Here is a 17,005-nt window from a genome sequence, read left to right on the forward strand (position 1 = left end):
CTTATTTTTTCTCTCGCTGATGATGCAGATTACGCAGATTGTAAAAATCTGTGCAATTCGTGTAATCTATGGGAATACTGTATACTATTTTTTAACCATTAAGAAAAATGAAGATGGGAAGAATAATTAAATTTCATCTTTGATGAAAGTAAAGCATGCGGATAAATAAAATAGCTTTAGCTATTTCTCTTAATGCCCTTTAAAACTTAAATAACCTTAATGGTTCAAATTATTTTTAGTTTTCAAAACAATTCTATTTTTACATCCTAAAACAAAAAGCGCTCCAAATGAATTGAAGCGCTGATATTATAATCTCCAGTGAGATATTTTTCTTAAGCGTTTTCCAAGATATAAGAGAACATCAATGGTGCACAGATCGTCGCATCACTTTCAACGATAAATTTCGGTGTAGTGATATCCAGTTTACCCCAGGTAATTTTCTCATTTGGAACTGCTCCTGAATATGAACCGTAAGAGGTAGTAGAGTCAGAAATCTGGCAGAAATAAGACCAGAAAGGAATGTCATGCATTTCCATATCCTGATATAACATTGGTACTACACAAATAGGGAAATCTCCTGCGATACCTCCACCAATCTGGAAGAATCCAACTCCTTTTCCTCCTGAGTTTTTAGTATACCAGTCAGCAAGGTAAGTCATATATTCGATCCCTGATTTCATTGTCGTAGGCTTAAGTTCTCCTTTGATGCAGTAAGAAGCGAAGATGTTACCCATTGTAGAATCTTCCCATCCCGGAACTACGATTGGTAGGTTAGCTTCTGCAGCAGCAATCATCCAGGAATTTTCTCTAGGAATTTCATAATACTGCTCCAATACTCCTGAAAGGATCATTTTGTACATAAATTCGTGAGGGAAGTATCTTTCTCCTTTAGCTTCTGCATCTTTCCAGATCTCCACGATATGTTTTTGTAATCTTCTGAAAGCTTCTTCTTCAGGGATACAAGTATCTGTAACTCTGTTCAGACCTCTTTCCAAAAGATCCCACTCATCCTGAGCTGTTAAATCTCTATAATGAGGAACTCTTTCATAGTGAGAGTGTGCTACAAGGTTCATTAAATCTTCTTCAAGGTTAGCACCTGTACAAGAGATAAAATCTACTTTTCCCTGACGGATCATTTCAGCAAGAATCTTCCCTAATTCAGCAGTAGACATTGCTCCAGCCAAAGTAATCATCATTTTTCCGCCATCTTTAAGATGTGCAACATATCCTTTAGAAGCATCCACCAATGCAGCTGCGTTGAAGTGCAGGTAATACTTTTCTATGAATTCAGTTATCGGTTTGCTCATTTTTTTAATTTTTGCAAAGATAAAACTTAAAAACGGAATGCAGCCAAAGCACCTGAAGAAAGTGTGATAGAAGAGTATTTTTTATCATTTGTTAAATTCCAAAGCTGCTTTGTTGGATATGCAAGGATGTCCATTCATACTATTTTTAAGACGCAAGAATATTTCAACTTCGCTTAAAATTAGATTTTCAGTAAGGATGGAACTTCATTTTTATTAAAATATTCCCACGGATTTCACAGATTTTTACGATCTGCGTCATCAGCAAAATCCCCGAGAGATAAAATCCTTACGCCTTACAACATAGTATTCAAAAAAAATAGTGCCTTTGCGTTTTCCAACATTAGCTCTTATAAAAAAAGCGCAGCTCAAGTAAGCCACGCTTTCATTGTAATTCAACTTAATATTATTCATCAAAGATTTATCCTTCCCAGGTTTCCACTTTCAGAATTTCGATTTTTCTTTCTCCGTCTCTGAAAGGCCAGCTGATAACGTCTCCTACCTTATACCCTACTACTGCAAGAGCAATATCAGACAGAATGGAGTGTTTGTTTTTTTTAAGTTTTTCTTTCGTAGAAGGTACGAAAATGTATTCGTGTTCAAAACCAAGGGTATGGTCTTTTAATGTTACTTTTCTATCAACTGTGACAATATCAGCAGGAAGATCTCTTCTCAGGACCTGTTTTGCTTTTCTGAGCTCTTCGGTCAATCTTTTTTCTTCTTCGATGCTTACTTTTTTTCTTCTCAGTGTATCTTTTATGGCATCATAAATTCCGGTGGTTACAATAATATGATCAGACATTTTTTATTTTTTTAAATTAAAATGCAGTTATTCCCTGATGATCCAATGTAGAATCCAGGCATACAACAGCCTTCTTCTATAGAAAACTGCAAAAAACAATATATAAAATCCGAAATGAGTCCCTGCCTTGGATCCTGACAGGGCTTAGATAATGAAGTCCTTGGAACTTTTCAGAAAAGAATCTGTATGAAGATAAAGTAAAGACAGCAGCAATCCTGACCGGCGGTGTTCTGCAGATAAAAAAATTGTTGCTGTCATTATCAATTATTATTACTTCTAACAAATATACGGCTTAAAAACGGAATGTAGCGGCTGCACTTAAAGAAACTCTGTGCAAACCTTCTTTTTGATCATCATCAAATTTATAAGTCACCCCGTTATACTTCATTTTATTCAGGGTTCCGCCACTTAATCCTATTTTTGGCCCTATCATAAAATTCTTGCTTACCTGATATTGATATCCAAGATCAACTTCTGCCCCGAAAGTACTTCCTGTACCTTTTACAGATCCTGTTTTTGTAGTATAAGATAGTACTCCCAACGCCACATCTGCAAATACCTTATGTCTTGTATCCAGATGATTATTTGAAATAAGTCCGGAGAAACCGAAAAATGTAATATGATCCTTTGTCGTTACAGGAACAGATACTGGCATTCCATCTACATAACCAAGCAGAAATCCGTCGCTAGATGCACTGTAGTTGGAATATTTCACTCCGAATCCGAGACCGTTTTTCACTTCATAATGGGCTGCAATATCAAAGTTCAGTCCATTTTTCAGGTCTTTTACATATTCTTTTTCTTCTTTGCTAAGTCCGGGAATTGTCTTTGCAGTTCTCCATGCATATCCTATGGAAGGTCTGACAGAAAATTTCTGAGCGAAAGACATGATGGAGATTGAGAACACTCCAGCTACGATTAGTTTTTTTATCATGGTTTTAAAATTTCCGGCAAAAATAAAATTTTCTACCGGAGAAACCAATTAAAACCTGAAACGTCTGCTTTCTTTTTTATCTGAAAGCTTTTTCTTATTATCCAGTCTTTTTTGTTTCTGACCTTTTGAAGGCTTGGTTGCTGTTCTTTTTTTCGGAACAATAAGTGCTTTGTTTACCATTTCAATAATTTTTTCAATGGCTTTATTTTTATTCATCAGTTGTGTTCTGCTTTCAGAAACTGAGAGGAATAAAAAACCGTCCGCATTGATCCTGTTTTTCAGTTTAAGCTGAATCAATACTTTTTCGGCTTCATTAAAAAAATCTGATGCATCTACTTTCCAAAGTACGGTAACGGCAGTCTCCACTTTATTGACGTTTTGTCCTCCTGCACCGCTGCTGCGGGAAGTTTTGAAACTGAGTTCTTTTGAAAAGTCTTTCATTTTTTAAGATTTTGAGATACCGGAATCAACTAGAGATCTCCAGTTAAATTTTTATACAATTCCAATCTGTTTACCTTCCCGTTGGGAGTTCTCGGAATTTCTCTGATGAAAATAATGTCTTTCGGCCTGTGGAATTTTTTTTCAAATGGTATTTCTGAAACTTTCCTTTTTACCTCATCAGATTCATTTCCTTCTATAATCAATATCAATTTCTGGCCCAAACTTTCATCCGGCAACCCTGCAAATATGACCTCATTTGGGAGTTCTTTTTTTACCAGGGCTTCCAGGGCTTCCGGGAAAATTTTTGCACCTCCGGAGTTAATTACATTATCAATCCTCCCAAGGAATTTAAACTGTTTATCATTCTTAATACTAACTAAATCATTAGTTTGCAATTCCTCAGCATTTACATTGGGAGCAAAAATTTTCAGACATCTTCTGTCATCTAAAGAGATCGTTACATTTTCAAAAACGGTGAAATAGTCTTCCTGATCCGGCATCAATTGTTTTAAGCCAATGTGGGAAAGGGTTTCAGACATTCCATAGGTTTCAAAAATACGGTTTGAAGGACTGAGCTTCATCTGCAGGATTTTATTTTTCAGACTTTCTGAGACGGCGGCACCACCAATGATCAGGTTTTTTATCAGGTGAAGTTTTTCCAGTGAGTTTTCTACCTGAAGAGGCGTCATGGCACAAAAGTCTATTTCTTTATCCAGATTTTCAACAGGGTTTAAAGAAGGGTTGGTAATTATTAATTTTAATTTCCTTTCTATAGAACGTACAATCATCATTTTCCCTGAGATATATTCTACAGGCAGACAGAGTAATGCGGTATTCCCTTCTTTTAATCCCAAAAAGTTACAGGTCATCACCGCAGAGTTGACCATTTTCTTTTTCTCAATTTCAAAAATTTTTGGTACTCCGGTAGAACCAGAAGTCTGGACATTTACTCCTGTTTTTTCTGAAAACCATTCTTCGAGAAAAATTTTCACTTTCTTTTCAAATTCCGTAAGGGATGATAATTTATTAATATTGAGATTATTGAAGTCTATCAGCATGTTTTCCGTGAATAAATTCTACAGTAAATTTAAAAAAAATTTCAAAAAGTTCTTGTATGTAAAGAAAAAAGCTGTAAATTTGCACCACTAAAACAAACACAGACTCATGGTGTAGCGGTAACACTACTGATTTTGGTTCAGTCATCTGGGGTTCGAATCCCTGTGAGTCTACAAACCATCCTTTTTTAAGGGTGGTTTTTGTTTTTTATTCTAATTAGTAAATTTTATAATAATAAGAATTATTATGGATCAAGCACAAAAGTTGGGAAAACCAAAAGTTTAAGTGAGATTACGAAAAAATAAGAGTGGAATTTTTTCCACTCTTATCTAATTTGATGATAATTATTAGAGTAAGTATTAAACTTACTTATAAGGCTTTCCTTTACATTACCAATTATGTCTTATAATAGTATCATTTTTATGAATACTAAAGATAAGTTCACCCTTTTTCTTGACAATAGTATCACCAACCTCAATTTCATCAGCAAACATATTCCACCATCTATTATGCGTTTTACAAATTTCCTTTTTTTTGGTAACTGGGTTATATCCCTCCGCTTTAAACCATACTGAATTGCTTGGTGGAACTTCTATAACTAAATTGCATTCTTCATCTGCAAGAATCTGAGCATACTTTTGATCATCACCTTTCGAACAGGAAAACAATAATATTAAAAGTAGTAGTACTATTTCTTTTTTCATAAATATTCTTTTAATTAAGTTGAGGGCTATAGTAAATATTTTTCTGGGCCCACTTACTTATATTAACTGTACCTGAAACTGTTTTACCAGCGCCATATCCAACTCCTAGATTAAAATAAGTATTCTGAACACCATACTTATTGTTAATAACACCATTATTAGAGCTTCTATTCATTTCTCCACCTAGCAAGAATGATCCAGCCCATCCTGAAGACTCTCCTTCCATACCTCCAAAAACATCGGTATACCGTTTTCCTTCAAAAGTCCCATAAGTACTATGGAATCCTAACTGTGCACCTCCATCTATGCTTGGGACAGCCCAATCTAATCCAAGCTTTCCACCTCCAGAGGCAAAAAGTTGTGGTTTTCCATCTCCTAAATTGAATGCTAATGTAGCACTAATATTAGCGTTGAAAATAACACCATGAACTTCTCCACCAACAGTAATACTAATGGCTTGTGACTTCCAATACTCATATTCAGCAGCATATCTCCTCGAACTTGCTTGGGTAAAATTCCAATCTTCTTGTGCATTTTTTATACCAAGTCCCATCATATAACTGTTGTAGGAACCATCTCCAAAACCTCCCTCTTTTCCTCTTTTACCGGTTATTACAACTTCGCCAACATCAAATGGGCCATATGTCGGTTCTCCTATACTGTATAGATATTGTCCATATGTAGTAGGTACTGTATTCTTCTTATTAGAATAAGTATTTATAAAATTACTTGCAATATAATTTATTTCTGAGAATCCTCCTTTGAAAATCCCCCCTGTTATTGCGCTTTTAAAAATGTTTTGTCCAGTTGCAATTCCATTCAATGCCCCTCCAATAAACCCGACTACAGAGTTTTCAATAAATTTGGTTCCAGCAATTGAACCGATACTTTTCATCCCTGAAGCATAACTACCTCCAGCTAGTCCACCTCCAATTACAGAAGTCCAGGTTTGTGCACTTTTCCAGTCCCATTTAACAGGATTCCAGTTTCCATGATTTGCCTGGACTCCACTTAAATAACTTCCTACTAATGTTCCAATAAGCCAGGCTATGAACTCACCACTCGGGTCATTATACATCAGTGGATTATTCATTACATATCCGTACTTATTATAGTTTTGAGTATTGGTAGGAGCCTGTATATTCTCATCTGCATTTAAGAATCTTCTGAGCAATGGATCATATAGCCTTCCATTCATGTGAATAATGCCAACTTCTCCAAAATGTTCATGACTGGTATATCCCCTATCAATAATTAATAATGAGTTATCAATAATATTCTTATCCGTGATAATAGCACCATTTCCGATTTGAAGATGTGTAAAATTCCCCCAGGCATCGAAATGTCTTTGTTCAAGCTTATTTCCAGCTTCATCACTTATAGCAAGAATACTTCCTAAGTAATCTTTATGTAAAAATTTATACGAACTGTTGTTTTCATCAAAATTCTTCATATACACAATACTTGATTCATAAGGAGTTCCACCAATGTACATAATATGCTTTTCCTTACCTGTGGTATTGTCTACCAACACTTCAAATCTGCCATCTTCATTATAAAACTTTGTAAATTTACCATTTCCATCGTTGTTGAAATTCCCGCCATAAGTAACTCTTTGTCTCATACTTCCCAAACCATATTGAAACGCTACATCTCCTTTCATTCCATCAATGAACACAGGGTCATTATTTTCGTTATATACAATGCTTTGTATTAAGTCATTATTATAATTCTGTATTCCGGCTGCATTTAAAATCATTCCCGTCGGCTGATAAATCTTAGAAGGGTTTTCATATTTCATACTTCCTACCTGGTCATTCACCATGATTCTTCCTTTTACATCATAGGTATTTTGTGAGCTTTGTCCTATTTTGGGATTGGTCCAGCTTATCAACCTATTATTATTGTCATAATTAAATGACTCGTTAATACTAAAATCTCCTCCCGTTGATCTAGTTCTGAGCTCACCTTTTACTCCATCGAATGAATAATGAATCTGCAGGATGTCTGCCTTTGCTTGAGAAGAATGATTCATGTTGGTAAGAAAGCCACTATCATCGTACATATTATTTACCGTAACAGCTCCCAGCTTTGCTTTTGTTACCTGACCTCTAATATTCGTTTCCTGAAGCTCCCACAGTATTTTTCCGGAACTTTTATCCTTCATTTGATAGAGCTCTCCATTCCATGGACTATATACGTTTTCTATCTGTACCTTACTAAATATACCAGAAGAATATATTTGTTTTTCATAAGATATTACTCTTGCCTTATCATCATAAGTAGTTCCTTTCTGAATAAAATATTTACCATTGCTATTTTCAGAAGACGACAAAACTCTTCCTTGCGGATCATACACTATATTTGAACCATACGCTTTGCCATTTGAAGTACCGGATTTTGAAATAAGTCTTCCTTTATCATCATACGAAAAAGCAATGTTTTTATTAGTTGTCTCACCATTATCACCTGTGGAAATTTCTTTTTGTGAAATAAGCTGGCCTAAATTGTTATAAGTGTATTCCTTAATTCCTTTTGGGCTAATAATCTTTTTAGGCAGTCCGAAACCATCATATTCATATTTATACAATCCATTGGAAGGATCATTGAATTCCGATTTTCTCCCCCAAGCATCATATTTTGTAGTAACAATATTTTCAGCATATTGTGCCTTAGTCTGTTTTCCGGCCGCATTATAAGAAAACTGTATAGTTCCCCCTGCGTCAGTGGAAGAAATGATATTTCCCAAAGCATCAACTGTTTGGGAAGTTGTTCTTCCATAGCCATTAATTTCTTTATTTGTAGTGGTTAAACCAGAAACAGTGGTTATCACTTGTTTTCCTATAAAGGATTCCACTTTTTTGTCCTGAAGACTCAGTTTTCCCAATGTTGTTGTGGTTGTTTTAACTGGGAAAAAAGTATCATCATAATCTACAAAATTCCATCTCAAATCATATGGAGGTTCAGAGTCAGCAGATGCGGATTCATAAGGCTCAGATTCTCTTATTTTTCTACCTAAACCGTCGTATACAGTTACTCTCGACACAAATTTGCTCTGTCCGAAAGCTTTGGTAGAGGTCTTGTATTCCTGTCCATATTTATTAGTGAATTTTTTAGATACATTACCGTTAGGATCATATTGTGTCAACGTAGTATTGTATTCTGCATCTTTATTATACTGATAGGTTGTAGTACCTGCTAAATTATTTTTTGACGTTAATAACTTTCCCCATTTGTCGTAAACATTATTTATAGTATTTCCTGAAGGATCTGTCTGTTTAGTAATCTGTCCCCAATCATTATATTCTATTTTTGTAACAAGTCCTAAGTTATCAGTTTTCTTTACCACAAATAAGCCCTTGGAATCATATTCTGCCTTTGTAGTTTGAACTTGTGTGTCAAGACTATTACTAATTTCTTTTTGAATAATATTTCCGAAGATATCGTAATTATAGGATTCCTGAAGATACCCTGTATTATCACTGTTCCAGCTTTTAAGGGTTTTCAAAAGATTGTTTTCATAGGTATATTCCTCTTTGGAAGATTTAGTGTCATTATAAGCTTGTACTATACTTGTTTTAGATTGAGCACGCCCTATAAAATAGTCTGCTCCAATACCTGCCGGATTATGAATATATTTATATGTTATCGTCTGAATGCCAAAACCATTATTGGTATTGGTTATACCTTGTAATGGAAGGTAATAATTATCATATACAACTTCTCTGGTGGTTACTGTATTTGTTAAAAAGTCTTTCGATATTGTCTTTTTTGGAACAATAGAAGTTACAACTTTAGATTTATCAGCATCAGAAATTGTGGTTGTAACCTGTCCATTCACAAGTTTATCAGACTGATATGTTGTATATTTAAAGCTTAGCAACTCGGTATTATTCTCAGATATATCAGTCGGAAAAATTTTGGATAAATCATTCGTTCTAATGGACCATTCTTTAATAGGGACACCCTCGTTCAATGGATCCGTCTCTGTTCCTAACCATATTTTCGTGGTCTCCCTACCAGCAATCCATGAAGAACTTGCCATTTGTCGAAAACCAATTGGCTTCTTATTATGCAGATTTATAATGAGTCCACGATAATAGAAAAGTTTAGTACCATTTTGATTACTAATTCCACTTACTATCTGTGAATTGACTTCACCTAATTCCATTAATGGATACTTTTCATTTTTTATTGCCTTATAATTTCCTTCACCATAATAGCTAATGAGTGTTGCTACACCTCCCTGCTCAATTCTATTGATTGATGACCTTGGAAGGTTTGAATAATGAGAAAAATCAGTAACTCTACCCAATTTCTGATTTGAAGTGGGTGTATAAACATATAATGCATTTTGTCTTAAACCTATTATATCTCTAAAAATAACAGGCGCATCAAAATTATTAGTAACTGTCTTAGAGCCAAATTGGACTTTTCCATTCAGATACCCCTGATTTTCACTCACTTTTATTGTTAATACAGTACTAGCAGAAGTAGATGAGGCAATATTATAATTGGTGCTGAAATTAATAATATCAGACTTTCCATCTGCATTAATGTCTAAAACTTTGGCTACAGAATAATTACCATTTTTATCCGCAGTATAACTTTCAGTTGAAGCAAAATCATTAAAATATGGGATTTTCAAGAAATTCTTTCCAGTATTAAGATTGATAATATAGTGATTATTAACGTTCGTACGAACAAATAAATCAGATATTCCATCTCCATTGAAATCAGCTATCTGTACCTGTGAAGAAAGACCAGAATACTCTCCAGAAAACGCTTCAGATAAGCTATAATTTCCCTGACTATTTTTTTTCAGGTTGAATGCGCGAAATGTATTTATAGGTACAGACTCTCCATCTATAATAGTACTTGAGCTAATAAAATTTCTACCAATATCATCAATACCATCACCATTAAAATCACCCAAAAGAATATCTTCACTTTTAGCAAACTCAAACTCAAAAAACGGAAAGGTATTATCTTGTTGCTTAACTACAATATATTTATAGTCCTCATATGTCACTATTTCACAATCTTCTTCTGTAGGCAGATCATTTGGTATATGTGGGCATATTCTATTTCTAGTAAAAATCTTTTTTTCTAGTAAAACTTCAGGTATACCATCCCCTTCAATATCATATGCAATAAGTTTTACAATATCACTTGTTTTTTGACTATCGAAGTAAGGGTCAGGAGGGAAAGTACTTTCATTCTCATCCCATTGATTACCCGGAATAACTTTTGTTGTTACTAATTTTAAAGCGTTTGGATAAGCATTAGCGCCTGTAGGTTTTGTTAAATCAACAAGATAGTATTTAAGAGTTAAATCTCTTGTTGCAGCATCTATCGAACAAGAAACAATTCCTTGTCTACTAATAGCAAAATTATCATTATCCTTAATATTGATTGGAATTGCATTTTTATAAACATTCTCTGTACCTAAATAATATTCTTGAGAATAATTTCCATGCTGATGCAAATAATAACCTTCCGGGCCAAAACTAGAATTATTATTTCTATATAAAATTAAATCAGCAGAATGGGTTCCACGAAAATCACCACTCATAGTAACCTCATAGAAGTTTGTCCAACCTGAACTATTAAGATAGCTGCTATCCGGATAATTTTCAGTCTTAACAAATTCAATTGGATTTGCGGCTTCATTTTCCGAATTATATTCTTGTATTTTATCTACAAATTGATATTTTGTATCGTCTGATTTGTAGATAATATCATACTTCCTGTACTGAGAAGTAGCATTGCTTACAACAATATTATTTAATAATTTATCTTGAATAAAAGATATATCGTTCACATAAGATTGTTCTATAATGCTTCTGGTTGCTTTTACATTATAATTGAAACCAACTTCATTAAAATGTGCCTTTCCTAAGCTTTCATTTCCTCCCCATTTGATAGAAGAAATTACTGCAACATTGGTTCCTGTATCCTGTGTATAGGTATATGTGATATAATTTCCTTTCGCATCTTTCCACTTGACGATATTATATTCCAAAGGGGTTCTTGCAGTACTGTTGCCTGAGTTTGTTGATCCGTACCAAGCTTGTGATCCATCCGTAAAAGTGACTTCCCAATATTCAGGTCCTTTCCATATTTGCCCGGTAATAGCACCGATAGATTTAATTTTTATGTTGGAAAATTTTTCTGTCACATATTCAGCTCCATCTTTTCCGTATTCGCCAGTCTTGAGAACTAATCTTTGCCCGTTAAAACTGTAAAAATCAGAATAATCTAGTTGGACACCTTGCATTATCCCATCCTTTTCTATATTTTTCCCCGTTCTTGATATAGAAGTAATTCCAGAAATGTTCCAGCCGTAACCGGCAATACCATTAGGTGCACCACTGTTATAGACAAGAGCCACCTGTGGCTCTACACTTTTTATCCCGGGAGGTAAAGCGATTGGCACAGTAAACTGAAACTGCCCTGCTCCATTTACATCAGCAATACCTTTTGTATCCTGAAACTTTTTTCCTTCTGGAACTGTAGTTCCAGAAGGATTATTTTCTCCTGCATCGGAATCGGAAGGGCCTCCTCCTATATTTTCCGTAGCAGGACCAATTTTTGCCACAAAGGAATTTGAAACTCCTGCTTTAGCATGGAATCCCTGGGCCATTACCACCATCTGTGGATCCTGAACCGTCCGGGATACCGTTTCTGTCTGATACAGTATGGTCTGTGAATAAACCAATACTGAACACAAAGACAGTATCAATGATGAAAAAAATTTCATTTTAGTGTTTATAATAATGTTTTAATAAATTAGATATAATATCCTGAGCACAGAATAATAATTCCGTACTCTTATCTTTGAGAATTTTCTGTAAGTCTATCTTTTGGTAACGTTTCTACCAAAGACTCTTCCATCTTTTAAAGTGAAGCGCAGAATATAAACGCCCCAATCATATCCGGTCATATTGATTTTAACCTGACGATTTAGTTCTGGAATATTCTGTTGCTGAAATTTCCAATGGACAGTACTGTGCTGGTAGAGAGAAACGGATTCTATAAGTCCATCTACTTCTTCAGTCCAGTCAATGGTTAAATAATCATTTACCGGAACCGGATAAAGTCTTATTTGTTTCCAGAATGTTTTTTCATCTATAGCAGGTATTTGCTGAACTACGGCTGCTGTTCTTGCTTGTTCCTGTAGGTTAGTTTCATTCAAAGCTTTTTCTTGAACCTTTTTTCCTGCTATATCAGTTCCTCTGTATCTCTGGTTTCCTGCTTCATCATATTTAAAGTAAACTTCAGTTTGTGAAAAACCTAAAAAGCCTATTAACAGAGAAAATAGCGAAAGTAATTTTCTTTTCATTTTTTTACTTTTTTGCGTTTAAAAGTATTTGAACCTGTTTTTTCAGTTCTTGAATTTCTTCTGATTGAGATTTCAAAATTTTATTTTCTTGCTGAAGTGCTTTTAGTTGTTTGTTTTGTTCGATAGAGTAAAGGGTAAGCTCTTCTATTTTCTGTAAGAGTTTTATTTGAAATTCACCAACATTTACACCTTCTTTTTCCATTACTTTAGCAGAAGCTATTTCAGGAAGGTGTTTTTTCTCTTTGATATGCTTTTCAATATCTTCTAATTTTGGAAGATCATACTTTTCATCAAAAACAAAATCAGCCGTTGGAGTTAAAGTCACTTTTACTTCTTTTGCCTCAAATTTACCCTGTAATAATGCATTTCCTGAAGCCGAAACCTTTAGTATTTCAGGCATCGTTACAGGCGAGTCTATTGCTACTTTCTGAGGAGATGAGGCAAGCAGTCTGAAACCTCCATCATCAAGCGTAATTGCTGTTTTTACAAAGCTGGTATCTCCACTGCTAGAAAGCCACCCTACATTTGTACCACTGGCTTTGACCCCATAACTCATATAAGAAGAACCAGTGCTTCGAAGCGATCCCCAGTTACAGATTGAGCCAGTAGCATACGGTATAGAAAATGCATTCACTCCCGTTACAGAGTCACCTGCTCCTGCCATAATAGTTCCCGCAACATGTAGTTTACTTAAAGGGCCCACTGTTCCTATTCCAACATTTCCGTTCTCATTAATAAGAAGTTTGGCATCATTATGATCTCCTTTAGAAACCACCCAGTGGGTTCCATACAAATCTCCAAAAAACCACCCATTTCCTCCATTTTGGTATTGGGTTTGAATTCCTCGGATAAACCCTCCATCATTAACACTCCTTTTTAAATACAGAAGAGGAGAATAGTTTTGTATAGTAACTTCAGAAAATGTTTGTGCCTGCTGTGAAAAAGCAAAGGATGAAACCAATAAGGCCATCGAAAATAATTTTGTTTTCATAATATCTTTTTTTAAGTTAAATTTTTTATATTGAGCTGATAGATTATATCTTTTTTTAGATTTTTATTATTGATTTTAGATTGATGATAAAAGAGTTCTTTAAATTCATGATAGTAACCTCCGAAATTCTAAAACATATTTTTATATTTCATAAATTTCATGAAATTGTTTTCTTTAAAATATTTTTATTGGCAATATCCTCTTTAGACAGTACGTTCTAAGGCAACGAAAAAGGTACTTTTGGAATTAATTTTTCTATTCATAATTTGAGTTTTCAGATGCAAATTTAACATTTACTAACATACATTAAAACTATATTAATAATGTTTAACATGAATTTTATCATTTATATATACAAAGATATTGGTACCAAACGACAGAACTTGTCGTAATAAAATTCAGACGGATATAATTATAATTATTTAATCACTCCTTTAAAATAGTAAACAAAAAAGACCTTTTTCAAGGCCTTCTATATTTAAAAATACTGCTATTCTTTATTTTTTAAGATCATCAATTTCTTCCTGTATAGATTTGATCCTGTCTCTTAATTCCTGGCTTATCTTTCCAGGAATTTTTTTAACTTTTCTCAGATCCAGAGCCAGCATAATGGAAGCGATTCCCATAAAGATAAAAGAAACTCCGGTAAGGGTTACTAAAGAAATTCCTGTAAATACAGGATTGAATATCAGCAGCAGGGAAAAGATAATTCCTCCCACACTGGCAAGGGCTACATTCCCCCAACTCATTATTTTCATACTTTTCAGGTCAAATGCAAAACCCAATAACTGAAAAGAACGGAACAGTAAGGTGAAACCTACCACAAACGGCAGCACAGCCATTGAAATCTGAGGATTTGCGATAAGATAAATTCCTATTGCGGTGGTTAATAATCCACTCACTAGAAACCAACCCCAACCCTGTAGGGATTTGCTATTCTGTAAGGAAAAAAATATTTCTGTGATTCCTGAAAATAAGAATGAAACACTGAAAAAGATGGAGAGTGTAACATACGTTGCCAGCGGCACACTGAATACATAAAAACCACAGATAAGGAAAAGAATTCCGAAGATTAACGGGATGTACCAGTGCTTTACGGTATTGGTAAAAGTTTGAAATAAATTGGCCATAAGAGTGTTTTTTGGTCGTGCCTACTTTTTTGTAACGGTTTTCGGCTTCTCCGCAAATATCACAAACAGATTATAATTTTCACCTGAATTTGAAATATAACGTCTTACTAATATATGAAAAATAAGCGAAAATACGAAGTACTCACTCAATGAATGTTGCATTTCTCCTTCACTTAGAAAGTATCGCTAAAAATTTTCAGAAACAAAAAAGGTGAAAATCTTGTAATTTTCACCTTTCCAAAAACATATTTTTAAATGTCTTTACTATTTAATTCGGTTTATATAATTTATACATTACGAACAAAAAGCCAATCCATATCGGGATCAGAATTACCTGAATTTCCATACCTGTAATACTCATTAACCCTAAAATCAGAATTAAAAATGCAATACAGATATAGTTGGATACCGGATAAAATATAGATGGGAATTTTGAATGTATTCCTTCTGCATTTATTGATTTTTTGAACTTTAAATGGGTGTAGCATATCATCAGCCAGTTGATGATCAGTGTAGATACAACTAAAGCCATCAAATATTCAAAGGCTTTCTCCGGTACCAGTTTATTGATTATAATACAGATTCCTGCGAAGCATGAAGATATAATGATCGCATTGGTGGGAACTGAGTTTTTGTTCAGTTTTTTCAGGAATTTCGGAGCATTTCCCTGCTGAGCCAATCCGAAAAGCATTCTGCTGTTGCTGTACACGCTGCTGTTGTACACTGACAACGCTGCTGTCAGAACGATCAGGTTAAGAACATTCGCTATTAATGTATTGAACTGAATCACTTTCCCAAAAAGGCTGAATTCGAGACCATTCAGATTTTGAAATACCATTACAAACGGGCTGGATCCTTCTGTAATATCTCTCCAGGGACTTAAAGAAAATAAAATAACCAACGCTCCTACATAGAAAATAAGGATTCTGTAGATCACCTGATTGGTTGCCTGTGGAATCGTTTTCTCCGGATTTTTGGCCTCTGCCGCGGTAATTCCGATAAGCTCAAGTCCTCCGAATGAGAACATGATCATTGCCATGGCTGCAAATAGTCCTGAATATCCGTTTTCTGTTTTGTTAAATAATCCTTTTGGAAAAAAACCTCCGTCATTCCACAGATTGGTAATTGTCGCTTTTTCTCCTCCTGTCCCGCTTATCAAAAGATAGACTCCGAAAATAATCATCGCAATAATAGCCACTACCTTGATAATGGAAAACCAGAATTCTGTTTCTCCGTAAACTTTTACGGATGCCAGATTAAGCGCATTAATGACCACAAAGAAGAATAAACTTGAAACCCAGAGTGGTATTTCCGGCCACCAAAAATGAATATAATGTCCGATTGCCGTAAGTTCTGCCATACTCACCAGAATATAGAGAATCCAGTAGTTCCATCCGGAAGCAAATCCCGGAAAATTCCCCCAATATTTGTAGGCAAAGTAGCTAAAACTTCCCGAAACGGGTTCCTGAACGACCATTTCACCCAGCTGACGCATAATAAAAAAGGCAATAATACCTGCTAAAGCATAGCCTAAAATTACGGACGGTCCAGCCAGTACTGCTGCCGGTCCGATCCCCAGAAATAACCCTGTTCCTATGGCTCCTCCAAGGGCAATTAATTGTATGTGTCGATTTGTTAATCCTCTAACTAAAGTCTCGTTTTGTCCTGTTTTATTTTCGTTGCTCATTAAATGAATTATTCGGTCGCTAAATATATAAAAACTTTTCAGAGAAATTCACATTCTCAGGGGTAAATTGAGAATCCGGCCTCATCCGTATATTTTCTTTTTACATCATTCTAGATAAAGTTCGGAATACAGTTACAAAAATAGTTTTAACGATTGTAGTTAAGATTCAATTTTAGCCCGTCAACATTAATATTTAACATCTCATTCAGATCAAAAAAAAATGATCTCTTTCTATTTTTTGAAAAGAGATCATTCTTAAGAAATTATCTAAGCAATTAAGGTTTATAAAAATTCTTTCGGAACGGAAATATTATTCTTTTTCATATATTCCAACAAACTTTGGTATTTATCTTCATATTCATCATTTCCGCACTTATGCGAAATACTGCAGATGTCAGATGGCTTGATGTCTAAAATATCAGATATTTTAGTCAGTATTTCCAGGTTGATCTTCACCTTGGAATTCTCAATATCGGAATATGCCTTTTGGGAAATGCCCATTTCAAAGGCCATGTATTCCTGCGTAAGATCTTTGCTCCTACGTATTTTCCTGATATTTTGTCCACATACTTTCATCGTTTTTGTTTTAGTAGTTTTCGGTATATTTTAGA

The 17,005-nt window shown here is 34.6% G+C and carries 12 protein-coding genes and 1 tRNA gene; 1 reads left to right on the forward strand and 12 read right to left on the reverse strand.

Annotated elements, in window-relative coordinates:
• Positions 1 to 332 precede the first annotated feature (332 nt).
• From DEU40_RS00980 to DEU40_RS01000, 5 genes are all read right to left on the reverse strand, one after another.
• Positions 333 to 1,307 carry a deoxyhypusine synthase family protein gene (locus DEU40_RS00980; RefSeq protein WP_002976594.1) on the reverse strand — a complete coding sequence of 325 codons (975 nt, stop codon included), beginning with the start codon at positions 1,305 to 1,307 and terminating at the stop codon, positions 333 to 335.
• A 418-nt stretch (positions 1,308 to 1,725) separates the two neighbouring features.
• A complete protein-coding gene (locus tag DEU40_RS00985) occupies positions 1,726 to 2,106 on the reverse strand; it encodes a GreA/GreB family elongation factor (RefSeq protein WP_110008119.1) in 381 nt (126 codons plus the stop codon).
• Between the two features lie 292 nt (positions 2,107 to 2,398).
• Positions 2,399 to 3,040: a porin family protein gene (locus tag DEU40_RS00990; protein WP_137905680.1), complete on the reverse strand. Its 642-nt coding sequence runs from the start codon at positions 3,038 to 3,040 to the stop codon at positions 2,399 to 2,401.
• A 48-nt stretch (positions 3,041 to 3,088) separates the two neighbouring features.
• Positions 3,089 to 3,481, reverse strand: a complete 393-nt coding sequence (arfB, locus tag DEU40_RS00995) for an alternative ribosome rescue aminoacyl-tRNA hydrolase ArfB (protein WP_110008121.1) — start codon at positions 3,479 to 3,481, stop codon at positions 3,089 to 3,091.
• Between the two features lie 29 nt (positions 3,482 to 3,510).
• Positions 3,511 to 4,539, reverse strand: a complete 1,029-nt coding sequence (locus DEU40_RS01000) for an AMP-binding protein (RefSeq protein ID WP_110008122.1) — start codon at positions 4,537 to 4,539, stop codon at positions 3,511 to 3,513.
• Positions 4,540 to 4,639: 100 nt separating this feature from the next.
• Here DEU40_RS01000 and DEU40_RS01005 point away from each other — a divergent pair.
• Positions 4,640 to 4,710: transfer RNA gene (locus tag DEU40_RS01005), tRNA-Gln, on the forward strand.
• A gap of 216 nt (positions 4,711 to 4,926) precedes the next feature.
• Here the strand turns inward: DEU40_RS01005 and DEU40_RS01010 are convergent.
• The 7 genes from DEU40_RS01010 to DEU40_RS01040 form a co-directional block, all read right to left on the reverse strand.
• The gene (locus DEU40_RS01010; protein ID WP_110008123.1) at positions 4,927 to 5,241 is read right to left on the reverse strand and encodes a hypothetical protein; all 315 of its coding nucleotides are present in this window, start codon (positions 5,239 to 5,241) and stop codon (positions 4,927 to 4,929) included.
• 10 nt (positions 5,242 to 5,251) lie between these two features.
• The gene (locus DEU40_RS01015) at positions 5,252 to 11,887 is read right to left on the reverse strand and encodes an RHS repeat-associated core domain-containing protein (protein ID WP_110008316.1); all 6,636 of its coding nucleotides are present in this window, start codon (positions 11,885 to 11,887) and stop codon (positions 5,252 to 5,254) included.
• A gap of 213 nt (positions 11,888 to 12,100) precedes the next feature.
• Complete coding sequence (locus tag DEU40_RS01020) at positions 12,101 to 12,586, reverse strand: hypothetical protein (protein ID WP_110008124.1); 486 nt, start codon at positions 12,584 to 12,586, stop codon at positions 12,101 to 12,103.
• Positions 12,587 to 12,590: 4 nt separating this feature from the next.
• On the reverse strand, positions 12,591 to 13,577 hold the full coding sequence (locus DEU40_RS22270; RefSeq protein ID WP_181397918.1) for a hypothetical protein: 987 nt from the start codon (positions 13,575 to 13,577) through the stop codon (positions 12,591 to 12,593).
• A 497-nt stretch (positions 13,578 to 14,074) separates the two neighbouring features.
• Positions 14,075 to 14,707 carry an HdeD family acid-resistance protein gene (locus tag DEU40_RS01030; protein WP_110008125.1) on the reverse strand — a complete coding sequence of 211 codons (633 nt, stop codon included), beginning with the start codon at positions 14,705 to 14,707 and terminating at the stop codon, positions 14,075 to 14,077.
• A 268-nt stretch (positions 14,708 to 14,975) separates the two neighbouring features.
• Positions 14,976 to 16,394, reverse strand: coding sequence for an amino acid permease (locus tag DEU40_RS01035; RefSeq protein ID WP_110008126.1), 1,419 nt, complete (start codon positions 16,392 to 16,394; stop codon positions 14,976 to 14,978).
• A 282-nt stretch (positions 16,395 to 16,676) separates the two neighbouring features.
• Positions 16,677 to 16,970, reverse strand: coding sequence for a helix-turn-helix domain-containing protein (locus tag DEU40_RS01040; protein ID WP_110008127.1), 294 nt, complete (start codon positions 16,968 to 16,970; stop codon positions 16,677 to 16,679).
• Positions 16,971 to 17,005 lie beyond the last annotated feature (35 nt).

Origin of the sequence: Chryseobacterium sp. AG844, from assembly GCF_003182335.1 — a bacterium.
GTDB lineage: Bacteria > Bacteroidota > Bacteroidia > Flavobacteriales > Weeksellaceae > Chryseobacterium > Chryseobacterium cupriresistens.

Bases quoted from the DNA above. Each gene is read 5' to 3' on its own strand.
- DEU40_RS00980 (WP_002976594.1), bottom strand. From the start codon at position 1,307: ATGAGCAAACCGATAACTGAATTCATAGAAAAGTATTACCTGCACTTC.
- DEU40_RS00985 (WP_110008119.1), bottom strand. From the start codon at position 2,106: ATGTCTGATCATATTATTGTAACCACCGGAATTTATGATGCCATAAAA.
- DEU40_RS00990 (WP_137905680.1), bottom strand. From the start codon at position 3,040: ATGATAAAAAAACTAATCGTAGCTGGAGTGTTCTCAATCTCCATCATG.
- arfB (WP_110008121.1), bottom strand. From the start codon at position 3,481: ATGAAAGACTTTTCAAAAGAACTCAGTTTCAAAACTTCCCGCAGCAGC.
- DEU40_RS01000 (WP_110008122.1), bottom strand. From the start codon at position 4,539: ATGCTGATAGACTTCAATAATCTCAATATTAATAAATTATCATCCCTT.
- DEU40_RS01010 (WP_110008123.1), bottom strand. From the start codon at position 5,241: ATGAAAAAAGAAATAGTACTACTACTTTTAATATTATTGTTTTCCTGT.
- DEU40_RS01015 (WP_110008316.1), bottom strand. From the start codon at position 11,887: ATGGCCCAGGGATTCCATGCTAAAGCAGGAGTTTCAAATTCCTTTGTG.
- DEU40_RS01020 (WP_110008124.1), bottom strand. From the start codon at position 12,586: ATGAAAAGAAAATTACTTTCGCTATTTTCTCTGTTAATAGGCTTTTTA.
- DEU40_RS22270 (WP_181397918.1), bottom strand. From the start codon at position 13,577: ATGAAAACAAAATTATTTTCGATGGCCTTATTGGTTTCATCCTTTGCT.
- DEU40_RS01030 (WP_110008125.1), bottom strand. From the start codon at position 14,707: ATGGCCAATTTATTTCAAACTTTTACCAATACCGTAAAGCACTGGTAC.
- DEU40_RS01035 (WP_110008126.1), bottom strand. From the start codon at position 16,394: ATGAGCAACGAAAATAAAACAGGACAAAACGAGACTTTAGTTAGAGGA.
- DEU40_RS01040 (WP_110008127.1), bottom strand. From the start codon at position 16,970: ATGAAAGTATGTGGACAAAATATCAGGAAAATACGTAGGAGCAAAGAT.